Below are 26,368 nucleotides of genomic sequence, written 5' to 3'. Positions count from 1 at the left end.
CGTTGACATGTCGGAAGGAAGGAGCAAGCGTTTCCAGAAATGGGGTGAGACCCGCAGAGGAGAGGGAGCACGGGTTGGCCGGAGGCCGGTCCGCCGTGGAAGGTTTCGGGCCATAATTGGCGCATGCGGCGGTGGCGGCCCGCATCGCAGCTCATCCACCGCCCCGCCACGTGTTCTGTGCGGGATCACGCTGGTACCCACCCCTTGATGCGGAGGCACGCCCATGATCGCCCGAGAACTGTCGGCAACGCGTCGGCCGCAGGGGCCACCCCGCTTGAAGGACGTGGCCTCCAAGGTGGGGATGTCCACGGCCACCGTCTCACGCGCGCTCACGGGCCGGGGGCCCGTCTCCCCGGGGACGAAACGCCGCATCGAGGCCGCAGCCAAAGAACTCGGGTTCGTGGCGTCCTACCACGCATCGAGTCTCGCGAGCGGGCGCAGCCGGAACATCGGCGTCGTCCTGCCCTACGTGGATCGCTGGTTCTTCGCCACGGTCCTCGACGGCATCGCGAGCACACTGACAGCAGCCGGGTACGACGCCGCCCTGTACAACTTGCAGGGCGAGAACTTCCGCGAGAGCGTGCTCACCGATTTCCTGCTCCGCAAACGGCTGGACGCGGCCGCCGTGGTCTCGCTGCGATTGACACCCGGAGAGACCGAACAGTTGTTATCCGCCGGCATTCCGCTGGTAGGAATCGGGGGCTCCCTCGAGGGTGCCCCCACGATCAGCGTGGACGATCTGAATGCGGGACTGCGCGCGACCAATCACCTGATCCAGTTGGGACATTGCCGTATCGCCTTCATCGGAGGGCCCCCCGAGGCCGGCCGTTCCTTCCCCATGTCCAGTGATCGACGCCGCGGTTTCGAACGAGCGATGTCAACTGCGGGACTGCCGATCCACGAGAGGGACCAACTCGTCTCGGACTTCACGTTCCTGGGCGCCTATCAGCAGGTTAAGAATCTGCTCGCTGAGCCAGAGCAACGGCCCACCGCCGTATTCGCCGCGACGGACGAAATGGCGGCCGGCGCCATTCTCGCAGCGAGGGACCTGGGCCTCGAGATCCCCCGGGATCTGTCCGTGATCGGCATCGACGCCCATCCCCTTGGTGAGGCCTTCGGGCTGACCACCATCGACCAGCAAGCCCACCATCAGGGCACCCGCGCCGCGCAGCTGCTCCTGCGCCAGTTAGCCGGGGAACCGGTCACCGCCGGCCACGAACTGCATCGGGCCCACTTCATCGCACGATCCTCGACGGCACCGCTCGGTTCGAACTCCTCGCCGGCTTGAGCTAAAGTATGGGGCAGCCCCTCGTGTGGCGCCATCTCGTAAAACTCCCCCAGGGCCGGAAGGCAGCAAGGGTATATGGGCTCTGGCGGGTGCACGGGGGGTCTTCACGTTCCTGGCTCCCCATGCTCGCGGGCCCGCTGAGGGCGTCTGAGACCCCCGCTAGAGTCTTCGGTGTGACTACCGCCCTGTACCGCCGCTACCGCCCGGAGACCTTCGAGGACGTCATCGGTCAGGAGCACGTGACCGAGCCCCTGATGACCGCGCTGCGCAAGAACAGGGTCAACCACGCCTACCTCTTCTCGGGCCCCCGCGGCTGCGGCAAGACCACGTCCGCGCGCATCCTGGCCCGCTGCCTCAACTGCGCGGAGGGGCCCACCGCCACGCCGTGCGGGCGCTGCGAGTCCTGCAGGGACCTCGCCCGGGACGGCGCCGGCTCCCTGGACGTCATCGAGATGGACGCCGCCTCCCACGGCGGCGTGGACCACGCGCGTGACCTGCGCGAACGCGCCACCTTCGCGCCCGTGCGGGACCGCTACAAGATCTTCATCATCGACGAGGCCCACATGGTCACGCGCGAGGGCTTCAACGCCCTGCTGAAGATCGTGGAGGAACCTCCGGAGCACGTGAAGTTCATCTTCGCCACCACCGAGCCCTCCAAGGTGCTCACCACCATCCGCTCCCGCACACACCACTACCCCTTCCGGCTGGTGCCGCCCGAGCCGCTCATGCGCTACCTGGAGCAGCTGTGCCAGGAGGAGGGCGTCAGCACCGAGCCGGGTGTGCTCTCCCTGGTGGTCCGCGCCGGCGGCGGGTCCGTGCGCGACTCGCTCTCGGTGCTGGACCAGCTCATGGCGGGCTCGGACGAGCGCGGGATCAGCTACGACCTCGCCGTCGCCCTGCTCGGCTACACCCACGCCGCGCTGCTCGACGACGTCGTGGATGCCTTCGCCGCCGGGGACGCCGCCACGGTCTTCTCCTCCGTGGACCGGGTGATCCAGACGGGCCAGGACCCCCGCCGCTTCGTGGAGGACCTCCTCGAGCGCTTCCGGGACCTCGTGGTGGTCAACGCGGTCCCGGACTCCGCGGACAACATCCTGCATGGCATGCCCACGGACCAGATCAACCGGCTGCGCAACCAGAGCACCCAGCTGGGCGCGGCGGAGCTGTCCCGGTCCGCGGACATCATCAACGAGGCGCTCAACGAGATGACGGGCGCCACCTCCCCGCAGCTGCACCTGGAGCTGCTGTGCGCGCGGATCCTGCTGCCCGCCGCGGACCACACCACGCGCGGCATCACCTCCCGCGTGGACCGGCTGGAGCGGCGCCTGAGCATTCCGCGCGGAGCCGGGATCCGGCAGGGAACGGGGCACACGGCGTCGTCGTCCGCCGGGACCGCGGCGCCCGAATCTGCAGCGCCGGAACCCGCTGCGGCCGCGCCCCCTCCCACGGTGACAGCGGTCCCCGGGACCTCCTCGCCGGTCGTCGAGCAGCCACGCCGCGAAGAGCAGGACGGGCCCTCGCTGCCGGTTGCCCCGGACGGCTCAGCACCGGCCGGCGCGGGCGGGAACGGCTCGGCCGAGGGACGGCCCACTGAGCAGACCCCGGATGCCCAGGAGCCCACCGACCCGCAGGACGAGTCCGAGGAGACGGAGGGCAGCGCCCACCCCGCGGCGGGTGAGCCCGTGCCGGAGCAGGCCCGCGGACCCCAGGCGCAGCATCCCCCGGCCGATGGCACCGTCGACGTCTCGCAGCCGTCCTCGCGCTCCGGTTCCGGGGCGCAGGAGGGGCCGTCCCGTCCAGCGCAGCCGCACGCACCCGCCGCGCCGTCGGACTCGGGCTCCGGACCCGGCACTGCGCGCCCCCAGGACGACGCACCCGCCACACCCTCGACCGGCGCCCCCGCATCCGACAGGTCCACGTCCAGCACGTCGGCACCCGTCGGTGCCTCCACCACGGACGACGTCTCCGAGCGCACCGCCTCCCGGGAGGCCGCCCCGCAGCCGCCGCAGGTTCCAGACGAGCAGAGCGCGCCAAGCGACGTCACCAGCGGGGAGCTCGAGCTGCTGCGCTCCTCGTGGCCCGAGATCGTCTCCGCCCTGGCGGAGATCCGTCGTGTCGCCTGGGCCATCACCGTGCGCGGGACACCCATCTCGTACGAGAACGGCACGCTGCGGATCGCGTTCGAGGGCGACGGCGACATCCTCAACTTCCCCCGCTTCGAGGCGGACGTCCGCACCGCCATCCAGACCGTCGTGGGCCTGGACTGCGCCGTGGAAGCCGTGCGCCCCGGAGACACACAGGGCCGCTCCCGGAGCCAGGAACCCGGAGACCCGGGCCCCCGTCCAACCACCGCCCCCGGCGGGTCGAACGGGTCCCCCAACCGGCCGAACGGGCAGAGTCCATCCGGCACTCAGGGTTCCTCGCGTGGCCGCGGCCCGTCAGGAGGAGTGCCGGCCGCACGGGCACCCACCGGCGGAGGCTCCCGCGATCAGCCCGACTACTTCCGCGAGCCCGAGGGATTCGGTGTCAACCGCCGCCGTAGCCCGCAGAATCGGGACACCGCTCCGTCGCGGACCGCCACCGCTCCCGCGGAGGACGACGAGCCCGTCACGTCCTGGTCCGTCGCCGCCATCCCGCAGCCGGGTTCCACCACGACGCCGAGCACGGGCCCCGGCGCCACCTCCGACGCGCCCGACGTGGCCCACGCTGCTGACGCTGCTGACGCTGCGGCTACGTCCGGCCCCCCGGGGGGCGAAGATTCCACGTCGGAGCGCCCCCGGCGGGAGCGCGGTGGGCCCGAGCGGAGTGCGGCCATCACGCCCAACGCTGTCGGCTCGGAACCTTCTGACCACGGGGATCCCACAGATCCCCCCGCGGTGGCCGCACAGCCGGACGTGCCGGGATCCCCTGCGGGGGAGCCGGCTGAGGGAGAGTCCGCAGAGGCGGTAACCGAGGACCCCGGGCTGGCAGCGCCGGGGACGTCCGTGCCCGGTCCGATGTCGTCGGCCCCACCGTCATCCCAGTCCGAGTCCTCGCAACGGTCCGGAGGATGGTCTCAGCCCGGGGGCTCTGCCGCGACCGGAGCCTCGTCTCGGACCGGTCAGCCCGTGGATTCTTCCTCCTCCGGATTCCCGCACCAGTCCTCGCCTCAGTCATCGCGCGGGACAGATCGTCACGCGGACCGCGGGCCAGAGTACTGGAGCCCGGACGAAACCCCGCCTCCCCCGGAGGACGAGCCGCCCGCGGACATGTACGACGCCCCGCTCAGTCGGACACGACCGGTCCCGCACCGGGGCACCTCGGCAGCAGATCAGGCGGCGGCCCCCGGATCCGGAGCCCAGGTATCGGCGAGCACCGGTGTTGGCGGCGCAGGGTCGGGCTCCGGCGCTGGCCCTTCCCCCCGCCCCGGAATGAACGACGCTCCTGGCACCGGCGAAGGCAGTGACAGTGACAGCCGCAGCCCCGGTGCCACCGGCATTGGACGGGGCACCGGCCCCAGCAACGGCAACGGCAACGGCAACGGCAACCAGGGTGGCGATACGGCATCTGCGGGCTCGCAGGTCAGACCCCCGGGGAGCCGCCCCAGCTGGCGCGAACGCCACGCGGCCGCGATCGCCGCGGCAGGTGGCACCAACCCCGGGGCTGCGGACCACCACGGCCGACAGCGCGGCGAGGGTTCCGGCAGCGGCGTCGAGGACGAGAACTTCGTCCCCGGTGCGGACGACGAGTCCCTCGAGGACTCATCCCTGTACGGTCGGGCCGCGATCGAGCGGATCCTGGGTGGCATGCTGATCGACGAACGAGCACACGACGCGAACCAGTGAACCGTGCGCCCCGTCCCCGTGTGCCGAGCGCACAGGCCGCAGCGGGATGGGATCCCGGTCCTGTCCCCGGAGCGCGCCAGCCCGGGGACAGGACGTGGTCCGGCCCTCCGGAGCAGACAAGTTGCACCCGCGCACGGGGCACAGGGCACAGGGCACAGGGCACACAGCACAAATTCCACGATCCAGCACGCGGAGCCCGGATCCCGGAGCGCAGAGCCTGGGGCGAGCGAACGGGGCGGCGTCATCGAGCGGGCGACTCCCGCACCGCAGACTACTGAAGGAGCAGGGTGTACGAAGGACCGGTTCAAGACCTGATCGACGAGCTGGGCAGGCTGCCCGGCGTGGGCCCGAAGTCCGCCCAGCGCATCGCGTTCCACCTGCTGGACGCGGACAAGGATGAGGTCCAGCAGCTCGTGGACGCAATCACCACGGTGAAGACCTCCGTGTCCTTCTGCGTGATCTGCGGCAACGTCACCGAGCAGGAGGAGTGCGCCATCTGTCGTGACGCCCGCCGGGACCGCAGCGTGATCTGCGTGGTCGAGGAGTCCAAGGACGTCATGGCCATCGAACGCACCCGCAGCTACCGGGGCCTCTACCACGTGCTCGGCGGCGCCATCTCCCCGCTGCAGGGCGTGGGGCCGGACCAGCTGCGCATCCGTGAGCTGATGACCCGCCTGTCGGACGAGGCGGTCCAGGAGATCGTCCTGGCCACGGACCCCAACCTGGAGGGCGAGGCGACCGCCACCTACCTCTCCCGGCTGCTGAAGACCCTCGGCATCCGCGTCACACGCCTGGCGTCGGGGCTGCCCGTGGGCGGTGACCTCGAGTACGCGGACGAGGTCACGCTGGGCCGCGCGTTCGAGGGAAGAACGGTGGTCTCCGAGGCCGGCTGACACGCGGCGTCGGGCCCGGAAGTCACCGCCGACGTGTGTGACCTGCGCCGTCCCACCGGCTCGGGGCCGCGGCGGGTGAGCCGATAGCATGGGCACTGATCCCCGTCACCACCCGCCCGTCGGGATGCGTGCCTGCCCGTGAGAGGAATGCATGAGCCTCATAGTCCAGAAGTACGGCGGTTCGTCCGTCGCCGATGCCGACGGCGTGCGCCGGGTCGCCCGGCGGGTCGCCGAGACCCGGAACGCCGGACACCAGGTGGTGGTCGTGGTCTCCGCCATGGGCGACACCACGGACGACCTGCTGGACCTCGCCAACGAGGTCGCCCGCAAGCCACCGGCCCGCGAGTTGGACATGCTGCTGACCTCCGGGGAGCGGATCTCCATGGCGCTGCTGGCCATGGCCATCTCGGCCCTGGGCGTTCCCGCGCAGTCGTTCACCGGCTCCCAGGCCGGGATGATCACGGACGGCGCCCACGGTGCCGCGAAGCTCGTGGAGGTCAGCCCGCTGCGCGTGAGCGAGGCGCTCGAGGCCGGCAACGTGGCCATCATCGCCGGCTTCCAGGGCATGAACCGCACCTCCAAGGACATCACCACGCTCGGCCGTGGCGGTTCGGACACCACCGCCGTGGCTCTGGCCGCCGCGCTGGACGCGGACGTGTGCGAGATCTACTCGGACGTGGACGGGGTCTACTCCGCGGACCCGCGCATCGTGCCCTCCGCCAGGAAGCTGGACCAGGTCTCCTCCGAGGAGATGCTCGAGCTCGCGGCCAACGGCGCCAAGATCCTGCACCTGCGCTGCGTGGAGTACGCCCGCCGTTTCGGCGTGCGGCTGCACGTCCGCTCGTCCTTCACCCACAACCAGGGCACCTGGGTGATTCCCAGCCCCGATGAGATGCCCACGCCCCAGAAGGAGATTCCCTTGGAACAGCCGTTGATCGCCGGTCTCGCGCATGATCGCAGCCAGGCCAAGATCACGATCGTCGGAGCGCCGGATCACCCGGGCATCGCCTCCCGGATCTTCCGCCTGCTGGCGGACTCCAAGGTCAACGTGGACATGATCGTGCAGAACGTCTCCACGGGCGAGCACCCCCTCACGGACGTGTCCTTCACCCTGGACGAGTCCCAGGGTGAGCTGGCCATGAACCTGCTACGCGCCGCCGAGGAGAAGATCGGCTACACCCGCCTGGACTACAACAGCGAGGTGGGCAAGCTCTCCCTGGTGGGCGCGGGCATGAAGACCAACACGGGCGTGGCGTTCACGTTCTTCGAGGCCCTGGCGGACGCGAACGTCAACGTGGACATGATCTCCACCTCCGAGGTGCGCATCTCGATCGTCACCGGCGTGGACAGGCTCGACGACGCCGTGCGAGCCGTCCACACCGCCTTCGGCCTGGACTCGGACGAGACCGCCACGGTCTACGGCGGCACGGGACGCTGACCCGGGCTTCCACCCATGGCCTCTGACACCTCCGACCGCGCGACCTCCGGCATCCCCGAGAGCACGGGCGCCCCTGGCACCCCGGGGGCCGACGCCGTGCGAGGCCCCGCTGGTGCCCCGGCGCACGAGACCGCCCCAGGGCCCGTGACAGCCCCGGGGAGTGACGCCGCCGCGGGGCCCGACGCCGCTCGGGCACCAGACGCGCGCCCGGAACCGGAGCAGGGCGCCGTCGAGGACCCGCTGGCCCTGGCCAACCAGCTGTGCTTCTCGCTGTCGGTGGCCTCGCGCACGGTGGTGCAGAGCTACCGCCCGGTCCTGGAACCGCTGGGGCTCACGCACCCCCAGTACCTGGTGATGCTCGCGCTGTGGGGCTCCGCCCCGCGCACGGTGAAGGACCTCGCGGAGCAGCTGAACCAGGACTCCGCCACCATCTCGCCGCTGCTCAAACGGCTCGAGGCCCGGGGGTACGTGACGCGCGAGCGCGATCCCCACAACGAGCGCGCACTGGCCGTTGCCCTCACCCCGGAGGGCACGGCCCTGCGGGAGCGGGCACGGGAGGTCCCGCTGCGCATGATGCAGCGGCTGAACATCGGCCCGGACCAGGTGCACGCCCTCAACGAGCAGATGCACCGGCTCATCACCAGCGCCCGGGACCTCGGCGATGCCTGAGCCCACCTCAGGCGCAGCCAACCTGCTCACGTGCATGCCCCGCGAGGAGTGGACCCGCCGTGCAGAGGCGCACGAGGCGCGCGTGAGGCCGTGGACCCAGCCCTTCCTGGACCGGCGGTTCCGCGGGGAGAAGCACCCGGTGGAGGACTTCCTCTTCACCTACTACACACTCTCCCCCGGCCAGTTCACGCGCTGGCACCCGGGCCCCGGGGTGGTCCTCCTGGACGCCCCGGAGCGCGAGGAGTGGACGTTCTACCGTGCCGCCACGTCCGCGGAGCTGACGGCGGCGGGCGCGCCCGAGGGCGCGAGCGGCGTCGTCGTGGCGGCCGAGGCCTTCCTCGCCAAGCGCGAGACGGCGGTGCGGTTCACCCGCGAGCTGCTCGGCAGAACAGCAGCCAACCCCGCGACCTTCGACTGCTTCGGGCTGCACGAGTGGGCCATGGCGTACCGGGCCGAGAGCAACGGGGTGCGCCACGAGGACGCACCCCTGCGGCTGGGAGCCGAGGGCACGGACGAGGTGGTGGAGACCCACAGGATCCGCTGCTCCCACTACGACGCGTTCCGCTTCTTCCAGCCGCAGGCGGTGGAGCGCAACCAGCTGCAGCCCACCCGCGAGACGCAGCGCAGGATGGAACAGCCCGGCTGCCTGCACGCCACCATGGACCTCTACAAGTGGGCGTACAAGCTGCTGCCGGCCGTGGACTCGGACCTGCTGGCCGACTGCTTCGAGCTCGCGTGGGACGTCCGCGCCACGGACATGGCGGCCTCCCCCTACGACCTCCAGGACTGGGGCGTGGAGCCCGTGCGGATCGAGACCGCGGAGGGCAAGGCAGAGTACGTGCGCCGGCAGCGTGCCTTCGCCGTGCGCGGTGCCGCGCTGCGCCCCCGGCTGGTGGCCGCCACGGACCGGCTGCTGGCGGTCGCGGCGTGAGCTGGCACGAGGTTCCCGACGCCGCCGCGGTCGCCCGGGCGCTCGCGGAACCGCTCAGCGCGGTGCCGGTGCGCGTGGCCGGGCGGGAACTGGTGCTCACCAGGGACGGGGGTGGACGGCTGCGCGCCCTCACGAACGAGTGCCCCCACCAGGGCGCCACCGTGTGCCGGACTGCGAGCTCCGGGGAGGACCACCTGGAGTGCCCCAACCACTTCTGGGTCTTCGACCTCGCGGGGACATTCGAGGGCTCGCGCCTGGCCCTGGCCGCCGGACGCACCGCGCCGCGGGACCCTGCCAAGGACCTCGCGGGACACCCGTGCCGGGAGGTGGGCGGCGGCGTCGAGGTGCAGCTGTGACTGTCGAAACACAGCGGTGAGCGTCGAGGGCGCTGCCGGTCCGGCGCGTCAGGCCACGTGCACGTACCGGTGCTCGGGGCGGCCGCGGCTGCCGTAGCGCAGCTCCAGGCGCACTTCACTGCGCTGGACCATGGCCGAAAGGTAGCGATGGGCGGTGGCCCGGGAGATCCCCACGGCCCGGGCCACGTCCATCACCGTGACCTCACCGCCCTCCACCACGGCGGCCAGCACCGAGCTCTCCGTGGCGGACGCGCTCGGCCCAGAGGGCGCCTCCTCCGCACCCGTCATCGCACGCCGGGCCCGGTCGATCACCGCCTGGTCCAGGGGCCCGGGGGCGTCCAGCTGGCGGCGGTAGCGGGCGTAGCTGCGCAGCTTCGACATCAGCACCTCGGGCTCGAAGGGCTTGAGCAGGTAGGCGAGCGCGCCACGCCGAAACGCCGCCGTGACGGTGGCCCGCTCGGAGGCGGCCGAGAGCACGAAGGCGTCCACGTCCACGGCGCGCAGCACGTCCAGCCCGGAGCCCTGCGGGAAGTACATGTCCACGAGCATGAGGTCCGGCGACGTCTCGGCCACCGCCCTGCTCACGGCCCGCAGGTCGTGCACCGGGGGCAGCGCCGTGAACCCCGGGACGGCGTCCACGTAGCCCACGTGCAGCGCGGCCACGTGGAAGTCGTCGTCGATCACCAGCACCCTGAAGTCGCTCATGAGTCCCCCTGCTCCGTGTCCGTTCCCACTGCCAGCACGCCCGGCAGCCGCGCGACGAAGACCGCGCCCTGCCCCTCCTCCGCCCCGCCGGGGTCCGCGAGCCACACGTCCCCGCCCATCGTGCGGGCCAGCCGCCGGGAGAGGCTGAGCCCCACCCCGTGGCCGTGGACGTCCAGGCCCGGCTCCTCGCGCGTGCTGACCCCGGAGGCGAAGATGTCCAGCCCGAGTGCCACGCCCGCGCCGGAGTCCGCCACCGCGAGGTGGAGCGTGGAGCCCTCCCCGATGAGGTCCACCTCCACCCAGCGCCCGCTGTCCCCGGCCGCCGCCGAAACGGCGGGCCCCTCGGGCGCCTCGATGACCGCTGTCAGAGCGTTGTCGATCAGGTTGCCCAGGATCGCCGTCACGTCCTGCGCCTCCACGAGCTGGCCCTCCAGCACCGTCTCCGGCCCCACCCGCAGGTCGACGCCGCGCTCGTGGGACTGGACCCCCTTGGCGCCGATGAACGCGCGCAGGAACGGGTCCGTCACTGCGGAGATGTTCGCAACGGGATCCCGTACGGGCCCGGAGGCCATGATCTGCGCGACGTAGGTCCGGGCGTGCTCGTTCTCCCCGTTGGCGAGCAGCCCGGAGATGGTGTGCAGCCGGTTGGCGAACTCGTGGCGCTGGGCGCGCAGGGCATCGGTGATCGCGCGCATGGCGGAGAGCCGGCTGCGTAGGTCCTCCACGGCGGTGAGGTCCCGCAGCAGCACCACCTGGCCGAGGTCCACGCCGTCCCGGTGCACGCCCTGCACCTGGGCGCGGATGGAGCGGTGGGAGGTGTCCAGGCGGATGATCGACGCCTCGGCACCCTCCCCGGAACGCTGCCCGGTGATGGCCTGGGTGAGGGCGTCGTCGAATCCTGCCTGCGTGTACGGCCTGCCCACCACGTCCGCGGCCTCGGAGCGCCGTGGGAGGTCGAGCATCATGCGCGCCGCCTTGTTGCGAATGCTGATCCGCCCGTCCGGACCGATGCCGATCACGCCGTCCTCCACGCCGTAGAGCACCGCTTCCTGGTCCCGCACGAGCTGCGCCATCTCCTCCGGCTCGAGTCCCAGGGTGGTGCGGCGCAGCCACCGCACAAGCAGCGCCGCGGCGCCCGCGGCGAGCGCCATGGCGAGCACGGCGATGATCGCGATGGACACGGCCGCCTGGCGCACCTGCCCGGTCACGGCCGAGACGGGAACGCCCACGCTGACCTCACCGACCACGCGCTGGCCGTCCCGCACGGGCACCTTCGCGCGCACGGACTCGCCGAGCGTTCCGGCCTCGCGAGAGACGGACTCCCGCCCGCCCAGTGCGTCCGGGGACGTGCTGACCTCCTGGCCGAGCTCGGCGGTGTCCGGGTGGGAGAGACGCAGACCGTGGTCGTTGGTCACCACCACGAACAGCGCCCCGGTGCGCTGGCGCACCGCTTCCGCACGCTGCTGCACGGGCCCGTCCGCGAGAGTCGCTGCGTCCAGGGAGGTGGCCCCGGAACTCTCCCGTGCGGCGTCGACGACGGCGGGGTCGGCGGCGAGTGTGCGCCCGATCCCCAGTGCCTCCCGCTCCGCCTGGTCGTACACCCGCTCCACGCTCAGCACGAGCACCGCGGCGAGACACAGCACGACGATTCCGGCCACGATCCCGAACAGCACCACCAGCATGCGGGTGGTGAACGTTCCCGCGGGGGTGCGTCCGGTGGTCATGGGATCATCCTAGGTCTCGGAACACCTCCTGAGCACAATGCGCACAAACAGCGCAACGAGCACATTCAGCGGCAATGAGCACAACGGCTCCCACGAGCCCTCCCGCCCCTAGCGTGTGATGCAGCACACGCCATCTTTGGCTCCGGCCCACACGCCGTCGTCCACCCACACCCCCCAGGAGACGCCCATGCTCGTCGTACTCGGGTTCCTGATGATCGCCACCTTCATGGGGCTCATCATGAGCAAACGCCTCACACCCCTGCTCGCCCTAATCATCGTCCCCACGGTGTTCGGCCTCCTCACGGGCGCGGGTTTGGGCCTCGGCGACATGGTCATGGACTCGGTCAAGGACATGTCCTCCACCGCCGCCCTGCTGATGTTCGCGATCATCTACTTCGGGCTGATGATCGACGTGGGACTCTTCGACAAGCTCGTGAACCTGATCGTGCGCGCCACCGGCCACGACCCCGCCAAGGTGGTGGTGGGAACCATGATCCTCACGGCCCTGGTCTCACTGGACGGGGACGGCTCCACCACCTACATCGTGGTCACCGCGGCCATGCTGCCGGTCTACCAGCGCCTGGGCCTGAGTCCCGTGGTGCTCACGTGCGTGGCCGGCCTGACCAACGGCGCGCTGAACATCGTCCCGTGGGGCGGACCCACCGCGCGCGCCTCGGCCGCCCTGAAGGTCGAGGCCACGGACATCTTCCTGCCCATGCTCCCCTCCCTCGGCGCGGGTCTCGTGGTCATCTTCGTCTTCGCCGTGATGCTCGGGCGCTCCGAACGACGCCGCCTGGCCGTGGCCGACCCCGCCCGCTGGGGCGCCGGTACCACCGTGGGCGCGGGCTCCGGCAGCGCGGGTACCGCGGTTGCCACAGGCTCACCCGCGCCCGTGAACATGGGCCTCACCGACACCGCCCTGGACCCGAATCGCGAGTCCCTGCGTCCCAAGCTGTTCTGGTTCAACCTGGTGCTCACCGTGGCCATCATGGTCCTGCTCGTGGTGGACGTGGTCCCCCTGCCCTACCTGTTCATGGTGGGCAGCGCGATCGCCCTGCTGGTGAACTTTCCCAGGATGACGGACCAGGCCAAGATGGTGGTCTCCCACTCCTCCTCGATCATCGCCGTGGTCTCCATGGTGATGGCCGCCGCTGTCCTCACCGGCATCCTCTCCGGCACCGGCATGGTGGACGCCATGTCCCAGTGGCTCGTGGCCGTGATCCCCTCCAGCATGGGTCCGTACATGGCCGTGCTGACCGGGCTCATCAGCATCCCGGCCACGTTCTTCATGAGCAATGACGCCTTTTACTTCGGCGTCCTGCCGGTGCTCACGGAGACCGGCGCGCACTACGGGATCCCCGCCGTGGACATGGCCCGCGCCTCCATCACGGGCCAGCCCGTGCACATGCAGTCCCCGCTGGTCCCCGCGATCCTGCTGCTCGTCTCCCTGGCGGGCGTGCAGCTGGGCGACCACCACAAGAAGGTGCTCTGGCGCGCCCTGGTGGTCTCGCTGGTCATGCTCGTGGTGGGCGTCCTGGTGGGCGCGGTGGCCATCGGCTGACGACGTCGCACCACCCTCGGCCAGCGGGTCCACCTCCACGGGGTGGGCCCGTTCTCCGTGCCGGAGGGTGCCGGTAGATTTGCCCATCATGAGCCCCGCCACTCCTTCCGCCCGACGTCGCGACACGGCTCGCGCCGCCGGTTCCGCGGCACCCGGCTCCTCGCCCGGCACCTCGCGGCGGGGCTCTGAGGACGCAGCCTCCTCCCGCGCGGCCGCGCGCACGGAGCCACGCCTGGCCCTGTGCCGACCGCGCACCGTCGAGACCTTCTGCGGGGACGTGTACGCCGAGGAGAGCCTGGAGGGCCTCATGATCCGCGCCGCCGCATGGGCGGACCGCGACCTCCACGGCCTCACCCTGCTGGACTGCACCCTGCAGGGTGCAGAGCTGGACGGCGCGAACCTCAAGGGCGCACGGATCCACGACACCGAACTGGCAGAGATCAGCGAGCCCTCCCTCGCCGCGCCGGAGTCCTCGTGGTGCACCGCGTCGGTGCGGGACTCGCGGATCGGGGCGGCGGTGCTGCACGGCGGCGACTGGCGCTCGGTGCTCGTCACCGGGTGCAAGATCGACTTCCTCAACCTGCGGGACACCACGCTGCAGGACGTGGTCTTCGAGAACTGCTCGTTCCGGGACGTGGACCTCGTCAACGCCCGCGCCACCCGCGTGGCCTTCCGCGACTGCCGCGCCGAGACGCTGGACGTGCGCTTCGCCCAGTTCGACGCCGTGGACCTGCGCGGGCTGGAGTTCACCCGCGTGGACGGGCTCGCCGCGCTGCGCGGCACGGTGCTCGACGAGCAGCAGCTCATGGCACTGGCCCCGGCGCTCGCCCGGCACCTGGGCATCGACGTCCGCTGACACCGTCGAAGCCGCCCCTGGGCAGTACAGAGCGGCTACCGTCATCCCCCTCACGGGCTTTGGCGCTTCACTAAGGTATGCCTATCCTTGCTGGGTGACTTCGCGCCCCTCGGTCCCGGCCGATGCCCCTGCCGCCTCCGCACCGGCCGATCCGGACGCAGCCGGAGCGGGCGCGGCCGACCTCGAGGCCACCGACCCCGTGGCACCCGCCCGACGCCGCGGCGTCGTCTTCTGGTTGCCCGTCCTCCTGATCGCGGCGATCGCGGGACTCTTCCTGCTGAGCCTGCTCGTGGGCGGGCGGCTGAACACCCTGGCCGAGGGATGGCAGCGCATCCCCCAGGCCTTCACCTATGCGTTCGCGCCGCAGCGGCTTAACCCGGATGCCCAGGCCGACGACCTCGTGACCGTGATGGGTCTGCTGCGCCTGCCGCGCACCCTCGGGGCACTGCTCGTGGGCGCGGCGCTGGGCATGGCCGGTACCGTGATCCAGGGCCACACGCGCAACCCCCTCACCGATCCTGGCATCCTGGGAATCAACGCCGGTGCGGCCGCCGCCGTGGTTCTGAGCATCGTGTGGGGGTGGGTGTCCTCCCCCCTGGGTTATGTGTGGCCCGCGCTCATCGGCTGCGCGCTGGTCACGGCCGCGGTCTTCGCGCTGTCCTCCACGGGCTCCAGCGCGGCCAACCCCCTGAGCATCATCCTGGCCGGAGCGGCACTGTCCGCGATCCTGATGGCCGTGGTCAACGCGCTGGTGCTCTCCGACCAGAACACCCTGGACCGCATGCGCCAGTGGGCCACCGGTTCCGTCTCCGGCGTGACCCTGGAGGTCGCCGCGGTCACCGTGCCGTTCGTGCTGGTGGGCGCCGTGCTGGCCATGGCCCAGGGGCCCGGTCTGAACCTGCTGGCACTGGGCGAGGCCGTGGCGGAGTCGCTGGGGTTGAACGTGACCCGCCAGCGCGTGCTCGGCCTGCTGGCCGTGGCGCTGCTGGGTGGGGCGGCCACCGCTGCCGCCGGGCCCGTGGCCTTCATCGGTCTCGCTGCTCCGCACATGGTGCGCGGCCTGCTCGGCCCCGACTACCGCCTGCTGGTGCCCTACTCCGCGTTGCTCGGCGCGGCCCTGGCCCTCGGCGCGGACGTCCTCGGGCGTGTCATCGGGCGTCCCGGAGAGCTGCAGATGGGCATCGTCATGGCCCTGGTGGGCGTGCCGTTCTTCGTGGTCCTGATCCGCCGGGGGAAGGTGACCTCGCTGTGAGCCGCCTCCTGGCCGGGCCCCGCGCCCGGGCGCACACCACAGCACCGGACCTCGGCATCTCCGCCCTGCGCGTGGGACCCTGGTCCGTCCCGTTCAGCCTCCGCCGGTTCCTCGTGGGCCTCGTGCTCGTGCTGCTGTGCGCTCTGGCGTTCACCCTCGGCATTGGCATGGGGGACTACCGGCTGAGCGTGCCGCAGGTGCTGCGGACTCTCGCCGGGGGCGGCAGCCACATCGAGGAGACCGTGGTTTTCAAATGGCGCATGGGGCGGGCCGTCCTGGGTCTGCTCGTGGGCGCGGCCCTCGCCTTCGCCGGTGCCCTGACCCAGTCGGTGGCGCGCAACCCCCTGGCGAGCCCGGACGTCCTCGGCATCACCAGCGGGGCGTCCACCGCCGCGGTCTTCGTGATCACCGCGTCCGGAGGCACCGGGATCGTGGGGGCGGTCGCGGGCTTCGGCGACAACGTCCTGGGAGTCCCGGTGGTCGCAGTGATCGGGGCGACGCTGACCGCCCTGGCCGTGTGGTTCGTGGCGGGGAAGGACCGCGACTCCATGATCCGCCTGGTACTGATCGGCGTGGGCACCTCCATGTTCCTGGGCGCGATCTCCACGTGGCTCATGGCCACCACGAACGTGGACCAGGCCGCCACCGCCAAGCTGTGGCTCACCGGCTCGCTCAACGGGAGGGGCTGGGGTGAGGCCTGGCCCGTGCTCGCGTGCGTGGTCGTGGCCGTGGCGTTCGCCGGCTGGCTCGCCTTCCGCCTGGACGCCCTCGCCCTGGGCCCGGACGTCGCCCAGGTGCTGGGCCACGGCATCCGGGTGGCGCAGGCCGTGCAGCTGCTCTTCGGCGTCGTCCTCGTGGCCGTGGCCGTGTCGGCGGCCGGGCCGGTGCCGTTCGTCGCCTTCGTGGCCCCGCAGATCGCCCAGCGCCTCGCCGGAACTCCCACCCCGCCGCTGCTGTGCTCCGCGCTCAGCGGCGCCCTGCTCGTCTCCGGAGCGGACCTCCTCGCCCGCACCGTCCTGCCCTGGGAGCTGCCGGTCGGCATCGTGACCGCCTTCTGCGGTGCACCCGCCCTGATCTACCTGGTCGTGAAGACCAACCGAAAGGCCAGCGCATGAGCCCCGCCCGTCTCGCCGCCCGCTCCCTCACCGCGGGGTACGGCCAGGAACCCGTGCTTTGCGACCTGGACCTGGAGGTCCCCGCCGGTGCGGTGACCACCCTGATCGGCCCCAACGGCTGCGGGAAGTCCACCCTGCTGAAGTCCCTGTGCGGGCTGCTGCCCTACGAAGGCACCGTGGAGCTGGAGGGCCGGGACCTGCACGGCGTCCGCCGCCCGGACCGGGCCCGGTTGCTGACCATGCTCCCCCAGGCCCCCGTGGCCCCGGAGGGACTGACCGTGGCCGGGCTGGTGGCCCGCGGCCGCCACCCCTACCAGTCCTGGATGAGCCGCTGGTCCGCGCAGGACGAGAAGGAGGTGCGCCGCGCACTGCGGGCCACGGGGCTGTCCCACCTGGGCACCCGGCCCATCTCCGCTCTGTCCGGGGGCCAGCGCCAGCGGGTGTGGATCGCCATGGCACTCGCCCAGGACACCCCCACGCTGCTGCTGGACGAGCCCACCACCTACCTGGACCTCGCCTACAGCATCGAGGTGCTGAGCCTGGTGCGCCGGCTGCAGAGCGAGCAGGGCAAGACCGTGGTCATGGTGCTGCACGACCTCAACCTGGCCATCCGCTTCTCCGACCACCTGGTGGTGCTGGGGGACGGCGTCGTCGCCGCGCAGGGCACCCCGCAGGACGTGGTCACGCCCGAGCTGCTGCACGAGGTCTTCGGTCTGGACGCCCTGGTGGTCCCGGACCCGGCCACCGGCGGGCCGCTGGTCGTCCCCCGCTGAGTCCCTCGTTCAGGCCGGGGACGGGCATCCTCGCCGACGCCGCGGCAGCGGAGCAGAACCGGTGGCTGGGGGCCCGCGGGCGCGCCGCGGGGGAACTGTCGCGCCACGGTCCGCGTGTCACCCCCAGACAGAGTTTAGGTTAGCCTAAGCTTCCTAACAGGCTTGTCCATCTGGCCCGCCGAACCCAGGACCCCGTCCCGATCTCACGGAGGAAACTCGTGTCCCAGACATCCAGCCTGCGTCGCCTGCTCGCGGCGCTCGTCGTCGGCCTGTGCGCCGTCTTCGCACTCACCGCCTGCGGTGGTTCGCAGAGCTCGTCCTCGGACTCCAGCGCCTCGGCGTCGGCCTCCGACGAGACCTGGCCCAAGACCGTCAAGGACGACAACGACCAGGAGGTGAAACTGGAGTCGAAGCCCGAGAAGATCGTCTCCACCTCCGTGACCCTCACCGGCTCGCTGCTCGCCATCGACGCCCCCGTGATCGCCTCCGGCGGCACCTCCGCCAACACCTCCATCTCCGACAGCCAGGGATTCTTCACCCAGTGGGGTGACAAGGCCACCGAGAAGAACGTCAAGTCCCTCTACACCGGTGACCCGAGCGCCGAGAAGATCCTCGCCGAGAACCCGGACCTGATCGTCGTCTCCAAGAGCGGCGCGGACTCCGCCATGGACATCTACGACCAGCTCAAGGAGACGGGTGTCCCCGTCTACGTCATGGACTACAGCGACAAGGACTGGGAAGAGGTCTCCCAGCAGCTGGGTGAGCTGACCGGCAAGCAGCAGAAGGCCGACGAGCTCGTGAAGTCCTTCGGCGAACGCGTGAACGAGGTCAAGGACAACATCAAGGAGCCCGAGCAGCCCGTGACCGGCATGGTCTACAACGCCGGCTCCTTCAAGGACGACTCCGGCGCCAACATCTGGACCTCCGAGTCCGCGCAGGGAAAGCTGCTCGAGAAGCTCGGCTTCAAGCTGGCCGACATCCCCGAGGACGCCGTGGACAAGAACTCCCAGATGGGCCAGCGCAGCGACATCAAGCCGATCACCGGCGAAAACCTGTCCAAGGCCGCAACCGGCAAGACCGTGTTCCTCTTCGCCTCCGACGACGATGGCAAGGACGCCTACCTGAAGGACAGCCTGGTGGCGAACACCGAGGCCGTGAAGAACAAGGCCGTGTACGCCCTGGGCCAGGACTCCTTCCGCCTGGACTACTACTCCGCCAACAACGTGCTCGACAAGCTCGAGACCCAGCTGAAGAAGTAGCCCGCGAGGGACGCCTTCCCCGCGCCCCGCAACCACGAAACGCCCCGTGCCTCCGGAACCTTCCGGAGCCACGGGGCGTTTTCCGTTGCCCGTGGGCCGCCCGCCGGACGAGCCGCGGGGAGAGACCTGCGCGGCGGGGCAGCGGCAGGCACCCTCCCGGACGTGGTGCGGGCTCAGTCCGCGAAGCGTCGCAGCAGCTGCCGGTAGGCGGCCACGTCCTGCGCACCCGGGGCCGCGAACTGGCGGTCCACCACGAGGTACGGCACGCCACGCACACCGATCTGCCGGGCAGTGGCGATGTCGTGGGACACCACGTTCTCCGCCTTCTCCCCCACGGGTGAGGTGGGCTCGGCGGCCAGCAGCGCGGCGTCGCCGGCGGGAAGTCCCACGGCGCGGGCCTGCTCGGCGAGCACCACGGGGTCGAAGATGTCGAGGGTGCCGGAGAAGTAGCCGTCCTGCAGGGTGGCAAAGAAGGCCGCAGCGGCACCGTGGCCCACGGTGGCCTGCACCGCCTGCAGGAACCGGTGCAGGGAGCGGGTGCTGCCGCTGGGGCGCACGTCCACGTAGGGCACGCCCAGGGAGTCCGCGAGGGCGCGCAGCCGGTCCTCACCCTCAGCGATCTGCTCGGGACTCAACCCCACCTTCTCCCGCAGGTACTCGGTGTTGGTGGGCAGCCCGGCGCCACCGTCCGGGCCTGCGACGGGGGCGTCCGGGTCCAGCTCGAAGGAGTGCAGGGTGCGGTGCACGCGCCCCTCCAGGCCCTCCTCGCTGATCGCGCGCTCCAGGGCCACGCGGCCCACGTAGCACCAGGGGCAGACGATGTCCGCCCACAGGTCCAGGAGGACGGGTTCGGGTGCGTCGGGCATGGGAAGACTCCTGGGGCTTCTCGGGGAGGGCGTGCGGGACTGGATTGCGGGACAGGGTCGCGGGTGACCACCGCGCAACGGTGCCGCCGAACGGCACCGCGGGGCAGAGCCGTGGGACGGCCCCCAGCGTACGCCCGGGCCCGCCCCCGGCCGCTAGACTGGTGGGGCAAGCTCGCGGAGCGGGTCTCGACGCCACGGCGTCGGGCCCGTGAGACGGCACCCGAACCGGCACTCTCCGCGCCCATCCCTTCGCACCGCGTACAGGAGCGCCGATGCCCCGCATCATTGTTGACGTCATGCCCAAGCCCGAGATCCTCGACCCGCAGGGCAAGGCGATCGCGAACGAACTTCCCCGCATCGGCCTGACCGGGTTCACCGGGGTCCGGCAGGGCCGCCGCTTCGAGCTCACCGTGGCGGGCGAGGTCACGGACGAGGTCCTGGCCCAGGCGCGCGAGGCGGCCGAGAAGCTGCTCTCCAACCCGGTGATCGAGGACGTCGTCAGCGTCTCCGAGCTGGCCGAGGAGAACTGAGCGTGGCGCAGCACCTCACCGCCGAGCAGACCCCGCTGGTCGCGGACCTGGACCAGCCCGCCCCGGACGCCCGGCTCGCGGACGTCCGTGTGGGCGTGGTGACGTTCCCGGGCACCCTGGACGACCGCGACGCCGCCCGCGCCGTGGACATCGCCGGCGGCACCTCCGTGCCGCTGTGGTACGCGGACGAGGACCTGCAGGGCGTGGACGCCGTGATCCTGCCGGGCGGGTTCTCCTACGGGGACTACCTGCGCGCCGGGGCGATCGCACGCTTCGCCCCGCTCATGGGCCGGATCGTGGACGCCGCGAGCGGGGATGGTGGGATGCCCGTTCTGGGCATCTGCAACGGCTTCCAGGTGCTCACCGAGGCCCACCTGCTGCCCGGGTCCATGATCAAGAACGAGCAGCTGAAGTTCATCTGCCGGGACCAGCGCCTGCGCGTGGAGAACGCCGAGACCTCCTGGACCGGGCGCTTCACGGCGGGCCAGGAGATCGTGGTGCCGCTGAAGAACCAGGACGGCCAGTACGTGGCGGACCAGCGCACCCTGGACGAGCTGGAAGCCGAGCACCGTGTGGCCTTCCGCTACGTGGGCGGCAACCCCAACGGCTCGCGCAACGACATCGCCGGGATCACGAACGCCCGGGGCAATGTGGTGGGTCTCATGCCGCACCCGGAGCACGCCGTGGAACCGGGCTTCGGCGCGGACCTCTCCGGCGCGGGCACCGTGGGCATGCGCGAGGGCACCGACGGCCTGGACGTGTTCGTCTCGGTCCTGGAACGCCTGACCCGCTGACGGCACAAGGACGCCGCGAGCCCGGCGTCCTCGTCGTCCCCCTCCATCTCTCCCCGCTCGCCCCACCTCCTTCACGTAAGGGACACCGCACACGTCATGAGTGAAACGCACTTCAACCTGGACACCGTCGAGCACGCCGCCTCGACCCCGGACACCGAGCTGCCCTGGGCGGAGCTGGGGCTCTCGGAGGCCGAGTTCGGGCGGGTCAAGGACATCCTGGGCCGCCGTCCCACCGCCGCGGAGCTGGCCATGTACTCGGTCATGTGGTCCGAGCACTGCTCCTACAAGTCCTCCAAGGTGCACCTGAGCCAGTTCGGCGAGAAGGTCACGGAGGAGATGCGCAAGAACCTGATGGTGGGCATCGGGGAGAACGCGGGTGTCACGGACATCGGGGACGGCTGGGCCGTGACCTTCAAGATCGAGTCCCACAACCACCCGTCCTATGTGGAGCCCTACCAGGGGGCGGCCACGGGCGTGGGCGGGATCGTGCGGGACATCATCTCCATGGGCGCGCGCCCGGTGGCCGTGATGGACCCCCTGCGCTTCGGCGCGATCGACCACCCGGACACCCAGCGCGTGGTGCACGGGATCGTGGCCGGCGTGGGCGGCTACGGGAACTCGCTGGGCCTGCCGAACATCGGCGGCGAGGTGGAGTTCGACCCCTGCTACCAGGGCAACCCGCTGGTCAACGCGCTGGCGGTGGGCGTGATGCGCCACGAGGACATCCGCCTGGCCAACGCCTCCGGTACGGGCAACAGGGTGGTGCTCTTCGGTGCGCGCACCGGCGGCGACGGCATCGGTGGTGCGTCCGTGCTGGCGTCCGAGTCCTTCGACGACTCCAAGCCTTCCAAGCGCCCCGCCGTGCAGGTGGGTGACCCCTTCGCGGAGAAGGTGCTCATCGAGTGCTGCCTGGAGCTGTTCAAGTCCTCGCTGGTGGAGGGCATCCAGGACCTCGGCGCGGCGGGCATCTCGTGCGCCACGTCCGAGCTGGCGTCCAACGGTGACGGCGGCATGCGGGTGGACCTGACCGAGGTGCTGCTGCGCGACCCGTCCCTGACCCCGGGCGAGATCCTGATGTCGGAGTCCCAGGAGCGGATGATGGCCGTGGTCACGCCGGAGAAGGTGGCGGACTTCGAGGCCGTCATGGCCAAGTGGGACGTCGAGCACTCGTGGATCGGCGAGGTCACGGACACCGGCCGGCTGGTGATCAACTACCAGGGCGAGGTGATCGTGGACGTGGATCCGCGCACAGTGGCCCACGACGGCCCCGTCTACGAGCGGCCCTTCGCCCGACCGGAGTCCCAGGACGCCCTGCAGGCGGCGCACTTCACGGGCTCCCCGGAGGACGCGGCGCGGCCCTCGGGCGCCGAGCTGGGCCCGGCCCTTCTCGAGCTGATGGGCTCCCCGAACCTGTGCTCCAAGGCGTGGGTCACCAGCCAGTACGACCGCTACGTCCAGGGCAACACCGCCATGGCCATGCCGGACGACGCCGGTGTGCTCCGCGTGGACGAGAGCACCAACCTGGGAGTGGCCCTGTCCACGGACTCCAACGGCCGCTACACGCGCCTGGACCCGTACGAAGGCGCCCGGCTCGCGCTCGCGCAGGCCTACCGCAACGTGGCCACCGCCGGGGCCCGACCCGTGGCCGTCTCCGACTGCCTCAATTTCGGCTCCCCCGAGGACCCCGACGTGATGTGGCAGTTCGCGGAGGCCGTGCGCGGACTCTCGGACGGCTGCCAGGAGATGGGCGTGCCCGTGACCGGCGGCAACGTCTCGCTCTACAACCAGACCGGCGGCGTCGCCATCAACCCCACGCCGGTGGTCGCCATGATGGGCGTGCTGGACGACGTCACCCGCCGCACGCCGTCGGGCTGGCGGGAGGACGGCCAGGCCATCTACCTGCTCGGCGAGACCGCGGACGAGCTGGACGGCTCCGAGTGGGCGCGCGTGCGCGGCCACCTGGGCGGCACGCCCCCGCGCGTGGACCTGGGCCGTGAGCGCACCCTCGGGGACATGCTCATCAACATGTCCCGGGACGGCATGATCGACGCCGCGCACGACGTCGCGGAGGGCGGGCTGGGTGCCACGCTCGCCGAGATGGCGCTGCGCTTCGGCGTGGGCGCGCGGATCGGGCTGGGCGAGGTCGCGGAGCGCGACGGTGTGGACCTGTTCACGCTGCTGTTCTCCGAGTCCCAGGGCCGCGCCGTCGTGGCCGTGCCCCGCTCCGAGGAGGTCCGCTTCAGCGACATGTGCACCGTGCGTAACTACCCCTTCGCGCGAATCGGCGTGGTGGACGCCGTAAGCGGCACGCTGGACTTCCAGGGGGAGTTCGCCGTGGCGCTGGACGCCCTGCGGGAGGCCCACGAGGCCACGCTGCCCCGCCACTTCGGCTGAGGCACGGGGGCGGAGCCCGTTGGGTGTGGCCATGATGGACGAACTGCCCGAGCTGGACGGGCCCCGGCCGCCGCGCACCGAGCGGCTGGAGCTGCGTCCGTTCACGTGCGAGGAGCTCGAGGCCGGGGCGGACGGGCGCACGCTGCCCCGCTTCGCCCCCGGGTTCCCCGCCGCGGCGGACCGGGACTGGGCGCGCGGTGCCAGCGAGGCCGGCGCGCACTTCGCCACCGAGTCCCCGTACTCGCGCTTCGCGGGGGTCGAGCTCGTCACCGGCGGGATCGTGGGCACGGGCGGCTTCTCGGGCCCCGCGATGAACGCGGAGCTGGAGCTGGAGGGTTCGCTGGTCGCCGACCGGCGCCGCCGGGGTCTCGTACCACCTCCCCCACCCCTGATGGAACCGCAAGCATGAACCCCTGGATCCCCTTCAACCTGCTGCCCGCGGACACCGTGCCCGAGTGGATTCTGGTCGCCCTCGCGGTGCTGGACCTCGTGGCGAAACTCGTGGCGCTGGGCTGGATCCCCCACCAGCGCCGCCCGTCCGTAGCGCTGGCCTGGCTGCTGGCCGTGTTCCTGCTGCCCTACGCGGGCCTCGTGCTCTTCCTGGTGCTGGGCTCCTCCCGGCTGTCGCGGCGCCGCATGGACAAGCAGGCCCGGATGAACCACGTGATCCAGGAGAACACCCCGGAGGGCGTGGCCCTGGGCCCAGAGTTCGACCGGTACCCGGAGTGGGTGCGCACCACCGCGGCGCTCAACCAGAACCTCGGGGCGCTTCCCATGGTGGGCGGCAATGACTTCGAGATCCTCCCGGACAACCACCGAAACATGGCCCGGATGGCGGCGGACGTGGACGCCGCCACGGACTACGTGCACTTCGAGTTCTACATCGTGGCCGTGGACGAGGTCTCCAGGGACCTGCTCAACGCCCTGATCCGTGCCCACGAGCGCGGCGTGCGGGTGCGCATCCTCATCGACCACGTGGGGTCCCTGGGCTACCCCGGGTACGCGGAGCTGGTCCGCGAGTTCGACCGATCCGGGGTGCCGTGGCGGCGGATGCTCCCCATCCGCCCGTGGCGCGGGGAGTGGCAGCGCCCGGACCTGCGCAACCACCGCAAGATCCTGGTCGTGGACGGGCAGGTGGCCTACACCGGTTCGCAGAACATCATCCACCGCTCGTACAACAAGTCGAAGAACGTGCGGAAGGGACGGCAGTGGAAGGACCTCATGATCCGGGGTACCGGCGCCGTGGTCACAGAGCTCAACGCGGTGTTCGTCTCGGACTGGTACTCGGAGACCGACGACCTGCTGCTGGACGAGTCCCCCGCCGCCCTGGAGCAGGCCTCCGGGCCCATGTTCGCGCAGGTGGTGCCCTCCGGGCCCGGATTCGAGACCGAGAACAACCTGCGGCTGTTCAACCACCTGATCTACAACGCCAACCACCGCGTGGTGATCTCCAGCCCGTATTTCGTACCGGACGAGTCCCTGCTGCACGCGCTCACCACGGAGGCCCAGGCGGGGGTGCGGATCCAACTGTTCGTGGGTGAGACCTCGGACCAGTTCCTCGCGCAGCACGCCCAGAACTCCTACTACTCGGAGCTCGCGCGCGCCGGGGTGCAGATCCACCGCTACAGCTCCCCCACCGTGCTGCACGCCAAGTTCGTGCTGGTGGACGACATCGTCTCGGTGATCGGCTCCTCCAACATGGACGAGCGCTCGTTCGCGCTGGACCTCGAGGTCTCCGTGATGATCGTGGACCACGGGTTCCGCGAGCGGATGGAGCGGATCGTGGAGCAGTTCACCGCGCACTCCACGCGCCTGGACCTCGGCGTCTGGGAGAAGCGGCCCCTGGGCCGCAAGTTCGTGGAGAACGTCTGCCGCCTCACCTCCGGGCTGCTCTGAGGTGGTACTACGACGACGCCACCCGGGGTAGCCGGGTGGCGGCGGCGTCGTTGTCCTCGTAGTGCGGCGCCCGCGCCGCGACGGCTCAGGAGGCCACGAGCACCGTGCGGCCGTTGAACGTGCGGTTGCGCAGGCCGTCCAGCGCGGAGTTGACCTCCTGTGCGGTGAGCGGGAGCTCCGTGATGGGCGGCCTGGGCAGATCCGTGTCCTGGGCGAGCTTCACAAGCTCCTTGAGCTCGGGCAGGCTGCCCACGAAGTTGCCGCGGATGTTCAGCAGGTTGAACGCCACGAGCGCGGTGGGGAACGTGAACTGGCCGCCGAACAGCCCCACGCTCACCAGGGTGCCGCCGTTGGCCAGGGCGAACAGGGCGGCGCTGGAGGTGTCCCCGTTGTTGACCAGGTCGATGGCCGCGGCGATCTTCTCCCCGCCGGCCGCCACGATGTCCTTGTGGAGGGCCTCGCCACCCGCTACCACGGTTGCCGTGGCACCCATTGCGGTGGCGTTCTCCAGTGCCTTCTCACTCATGTCCACCGCCACGATGTTCTCGTGGCCCAGTGCCTTGAGCAGCGCAATGGTCATGAGCCCCACACCACCGGCGCCGATGACCGCAACCGGCTTGTCCGCGGGGACCGGGATGATCTTCTGGATGGCCGAGTAGGACGTCAGCCCAGAGCAGGCCAGCGTGGCACCGAAGGAAGGCTCGATGTCCCCGAGCGGCACCAGGTAGCGGTCCCCTGGAACCAGGACCTCCTCCGCGTAGCCGCCGTTGAGTGCCACCGAGAGGTTGCGCTTGGCGCCGCTGCAGTAGTTCTCGCGGTCCTCCTGGCAGGCCTGGCACTCACCGCACCCGACCCAGGGGTAGACGATGTACTTGGTGTCCCCCGGCTGCACCGTGGCCTGCGGGCCCACCTCCACCACCTCTCCCACGATCTCGTGGCCCAGCACCACCGGGTACTGCGCGCCCGAGGCGGTCAGCTCGCGACGCCCCGCGCTGCCCAGGTCGAAGTACCCGTCCTGAGCGTGGACGTCCGAGTGGCACACCCCCGAGTTCGTGACGCGGATCAGCACCTCGGAACCCGTGAGCTGGGGCTTCTCCAGCTCGATCTCCTCCGCCGGGGCACCGGGCTCGGCATGGGCGAAAACCTTCATGGCTACTCCTTCGTAGCAGTTGCGTTCGTGCGACTCGCAGTGTGAGCCTCACCATAATTCTAGGCCGCACCACCCGGATGCCGAACCGGTGCGC

22 protein-coding genes and 1 other RNA gene are annotated in these 26,368 nt (G+C 71.0%); 19 read left to right on the top strand and 4 right to left on the bottom strand.

The genetic code is table 11. The annotated features are described in order from the left end of the window. Positions 1–223 precede the first annotated feature (223 nt). The 8 genes from B3G12_RS09075 to B3G12_RS09040 all read left to right on the top strand — a co-directional run bounded on the left by B3G12_RS09075 (position 224) and on the right by B3G12_RS09040 (position 9,399). Entirely contained in the window at positions 224–1,288 is a 1,065-nt protein-coding gene (locus tag B3G12_RS09075) for a LacI family DNA-binding transcriptional regulator (protein WP_144941153.1), read from the top strand. Between the two features lie 12 nt (positions 1,289–1,300). After that, positions 1,301–1,397: signal recognition particle sRNA small type (gene ffs, locus B3G12_RS09070), an RNA gene on the top strand. 64 nt (positions 1,398–1,461) lie between these two features. Then, a complete protein-coding gene (locus B3G12_RS09065) occupies positions 1,462–5,112 on the top strand; it encodes a DNA polymerase III subunit gamma and tau (protein ID WP_290499967.1) in 3,651 nt (1,216 codons plus the stop codon). 287 nt (positions 5,113–5,399) lie between these two features. After that, entirely contained in the window at positions 5,400–6,005 is a 606-nt protein-coding gene (gene recR / locus B3G12_RS09060; protein ID WP_290499965.1) for a recombination mediator RecR, read from the top strand. A 151-nt stretch (positions 6,006–6,156) separates the two neighbouring features. Next, on the top strand, positions 6,157–7,443 hold the full coding sequence (locus tag B3G12_RS09055; protein ID WP_145012030.1) for an aspartate kinase: 1,287 nt from the start codon (positions 6,157–6,159) through the stop codon (positions 7,441–7,443). 15 nt (positions 7,444–7,458) lie between these two features. After that, positions 7,459–8,112, top strand: coding sequence for a MarR family transcriptional regulator (locus B3G12_RS09050; protein WP_344205701.1), 654 nt, complete (start codon positions 7,459–7,461; stop codon positions 8,110–8,112). Then, entirely contained in the window at positions 8,105–9,043 is a 939-nt protein-coding gene (locus B3G12_RS09045) for a 3-methyladenine DNA glycosylase (RefSeq protein ID WP_414672745.1), read from the top strand. Before B3G12_RS09050 ends, B3G12_RS09045 begins: the two co-directional genes overlap by 8 nt. Beyond that, positions 9,040–9,399: a Rieske 2Fe-2S domain-containing protein gene (locus B3G12_RS09040; RefSeq protein WP_290499964.1), complete on the top strand. Its 360-nt coding sequence runs from the start codon at positions 9,040–9,042 to the stop codon at positions 9,397–9,399. The genes B3G12_RS09045 and B3G12_RS09040 overlap by 4 nt, the downstream gene beginning before the upstream one ends. A 48-nt stretch (positions 9,400–9,447) precedes the next feature. On the opposite strand, the gene B3G12_RS09035 is transcribed toward B3G12_RS09040, so the two are convergent. Together B3G12_RS09035 and B3G12_RS09030 are read right to left on the bottom strand one after the other, a co-directional pair. Continuing rightward, a complete protein-coding gene (locus B3G12_RS09035; protein ID WP_290499963.1) occupies positions 9,448–10,104 on the bottom strand; it encodes a response regulator in 657 nt (218 codons plus the stop codon). Next, entirely contained in the window at positions 10,101–11,828 is a 1,728-nt protein-coding gene (locus B3G12_RS09030) for a sensor histidine kinase (protein WP_290499961.1), read from the bottom strand. The genes B3G12_RS09035 and B3G12_RS09030 overlap by 4 nt, the downstream gene beginning before the upstream one ends. A 187-nt stretch (positions 11,829–12,015) precedes the next feature. On the opposite strand from B3G12_RS09030, the gene B3G12_RS09025 reads away from it, so the two are divergent. From B3G12_RS09025 to fepB, 6 genes are all read left to right on the top strand, one after another. Further along, the gene (locus B3G12_RS09025; protein WP_290499959.1) at positions 12,016–13,389 is read left to right on the top strand and encodes a CitMHS family transporter; all 1,374 of its coding nucleotides are present in this window, start codon (positions 12,016–12,018) and stop codon (positions 13,387–13,389) included. Positions 13,390–13,477: 88 nt separating this feature from the next. Further along, positions 13,478–14,245, top strand: a complete 768-nt coding sequence (locus B3G12_RS09020; RefSeq protein WP_290499957.1) for a pentapeptide repeat-containing protein — start codon at positions 13,478–13,480, stop codon at positions 14,243–14,245. Between the two features lie 94 nt (positions 14,246–14,339). Next, a complete protein-coding gene (locus B3G12_RS09015) occupies positions 14,340–15,497 on the top strand; it encodes a FecCD family ABC transporter permease (RefSeq protein ID WP_222126515.1) in 1,158 nt (385 codons plus the stop codon). Next, positions 15,494–16,612, top strand: a complete 1,119-nt coding sequence (locus tag B3G12_RS09010) for a FecCD family ABC transporter permease (protein WP_222126516.1) — start codon at positions 15,494–15,496, stop codon at positions 16,610–16,612. Before B3G12_RS09015 ends, B3G12_RS09010 begins: the two co-directional genes overlap by 4 nt. Further along, entirely contained in the window at positions 16,609–17,385 is a 777-nt protein-coding gene (locus B3G12_RS09005; RefSeq protein WP_144941171.1) for an ABC transporter ATP-binding protein, read from the top strand. The genes B3G12_RS09010 and B3G12_RS09005 overlap by 4 nt, the downstream gene beginning before the upstream one ends. 218 nt (positions 17,386–17,603) lie before the next feature. Then, on the top strand, positions 17,604–18,644 hold the full coding sequence (gene fepB / locus B3G12_RS09000) for a Fe2+-enterobactin ABC transporter substrate-binding protein (protein ID WP_145012051.1): 1,041 nt from the start codon (positions 17,604–17,606) through the stop codon (positions 18,642–18,644). A 173-nt stretch (positions 18,645–18,817) separates the two neighbouring features. On the opposite strand, the gene B3G12_RS08995 is transcribed toward fepB, so the two are convergent. Further along, positions 18,818–19,510, bottom strand: a complete 693-nt coding sequence (locus B3G12_RS08995; RefSeq protein WP_144941174.1) for a DsbA family oxidoreductase — start codon at positions 19,508–19,510, stop codon at positions 18,818–18,820. A 272-nt stretch (positions 19,511–19,782) separates the two neighbouring features. Here B3G12_RS08995 and purS point away from each other — a divergent pair, with 272 nt between their 5' ends. From purS to cls, 5 genes are all read left to right on the top strand, one after another. Continuing rightward, positions 19,783–20,040 carry a phosphoribosylformylglycinamidine synthase subunit PurS gene (gene purS, locus B3G12_RS08990; RefSeq protein ID WP_144941176.1) on the top strand — a complete coding sequence of 86 codons (258 nt, stop codon included), beginning with the start codon at positions 19,783–19,785 and terminating at the stop codon, positions 20,038–20,040. Between the two features lie 2 nt (positions 20,041–20,042). Continuing rightward, positions 20,043–20,834 (top strand): phosphoribosylformylglycinamidine synthase subunit PurQ, encoded by a 792-nt coding sequence (gene purQ, locus B3G12_RS08985; RefSeq protein ID WP_144941178.1) that lies wholly within the window; start codon positions 20,043–20,045, stop codon positions 20,832–20,834. A gap of 96 nt (positions 20,835–20,930) precedes the next feature. Next, positions 20,931–23,228 (top strand): phosphoribosylformylglycinamidine synthase subunit PurL, encoded by a 2,298-nt coding sequence (gene purL, locus B3G12_RS08980; RefSeq protein WP_144941180.1) that lies wholly within the window; start codon positions 20,931–20,933, stop codon positions 23,226–23,228. 31 nt (positions 23,229–23,259) lie between these two features. Then, positions 23,260–23,637 (top strand): hypothetical protein, encoded by a 378-nt coding sequence (locus tag B3G12_RS08975; protein ID WP_290499952.1) that lies wholly within the window; start codon positions 23,260–23,262, stop codon positions 23,635–23,637. Beyond that, positions 23,634–25,124 (top strand): cardiolipin synthase, encoded by a 1,491-nt coding sequence (gene cls, locus B3G12_RS08970; RefSeq protein WP_290499950.1) that lies wholly within the window; start codon positions 23,634–23,636, stop codon positions 25,122–25,124. The genes B3G12_RS08975 and cls overlap by 4 nt, the downstream gene beginning before the upstream one ends. An 85-nt stretch (positions 25,125–25,209) precedes the next feature. Here the strand turns inward: cls and B3G12_RS08965 are convergent, their stop codons facing one another. After that, positions 25,210–26,274 carry an alcohol dehydrogenase gene (locus B3G12_RS08965; RefSeq protein WP_145012060.1) on the bottom strand — a complete coding sequence of 355 codons (1,065 nt, stop codon included), beginning with the start codon at positions 26,272–26,274 and terminating at the stop codon, positions 25,210–25,212. Positions 26,275–26,368 lie beyond the last annotated feature (94 nt).

The sequence above is a fragment of the Kocuria sp. UBA5001 genome, from assembly GCF_002398425.1.
Lineage (GTDB): Bacteria > Actinomycetota > Actinomycetes > Actinomycetales > Micrococcaceae > Kocuria > Kocuria salsicia.
This window is presented reverse-complemented; position numbering and strand designations above follow the sequence as displayed.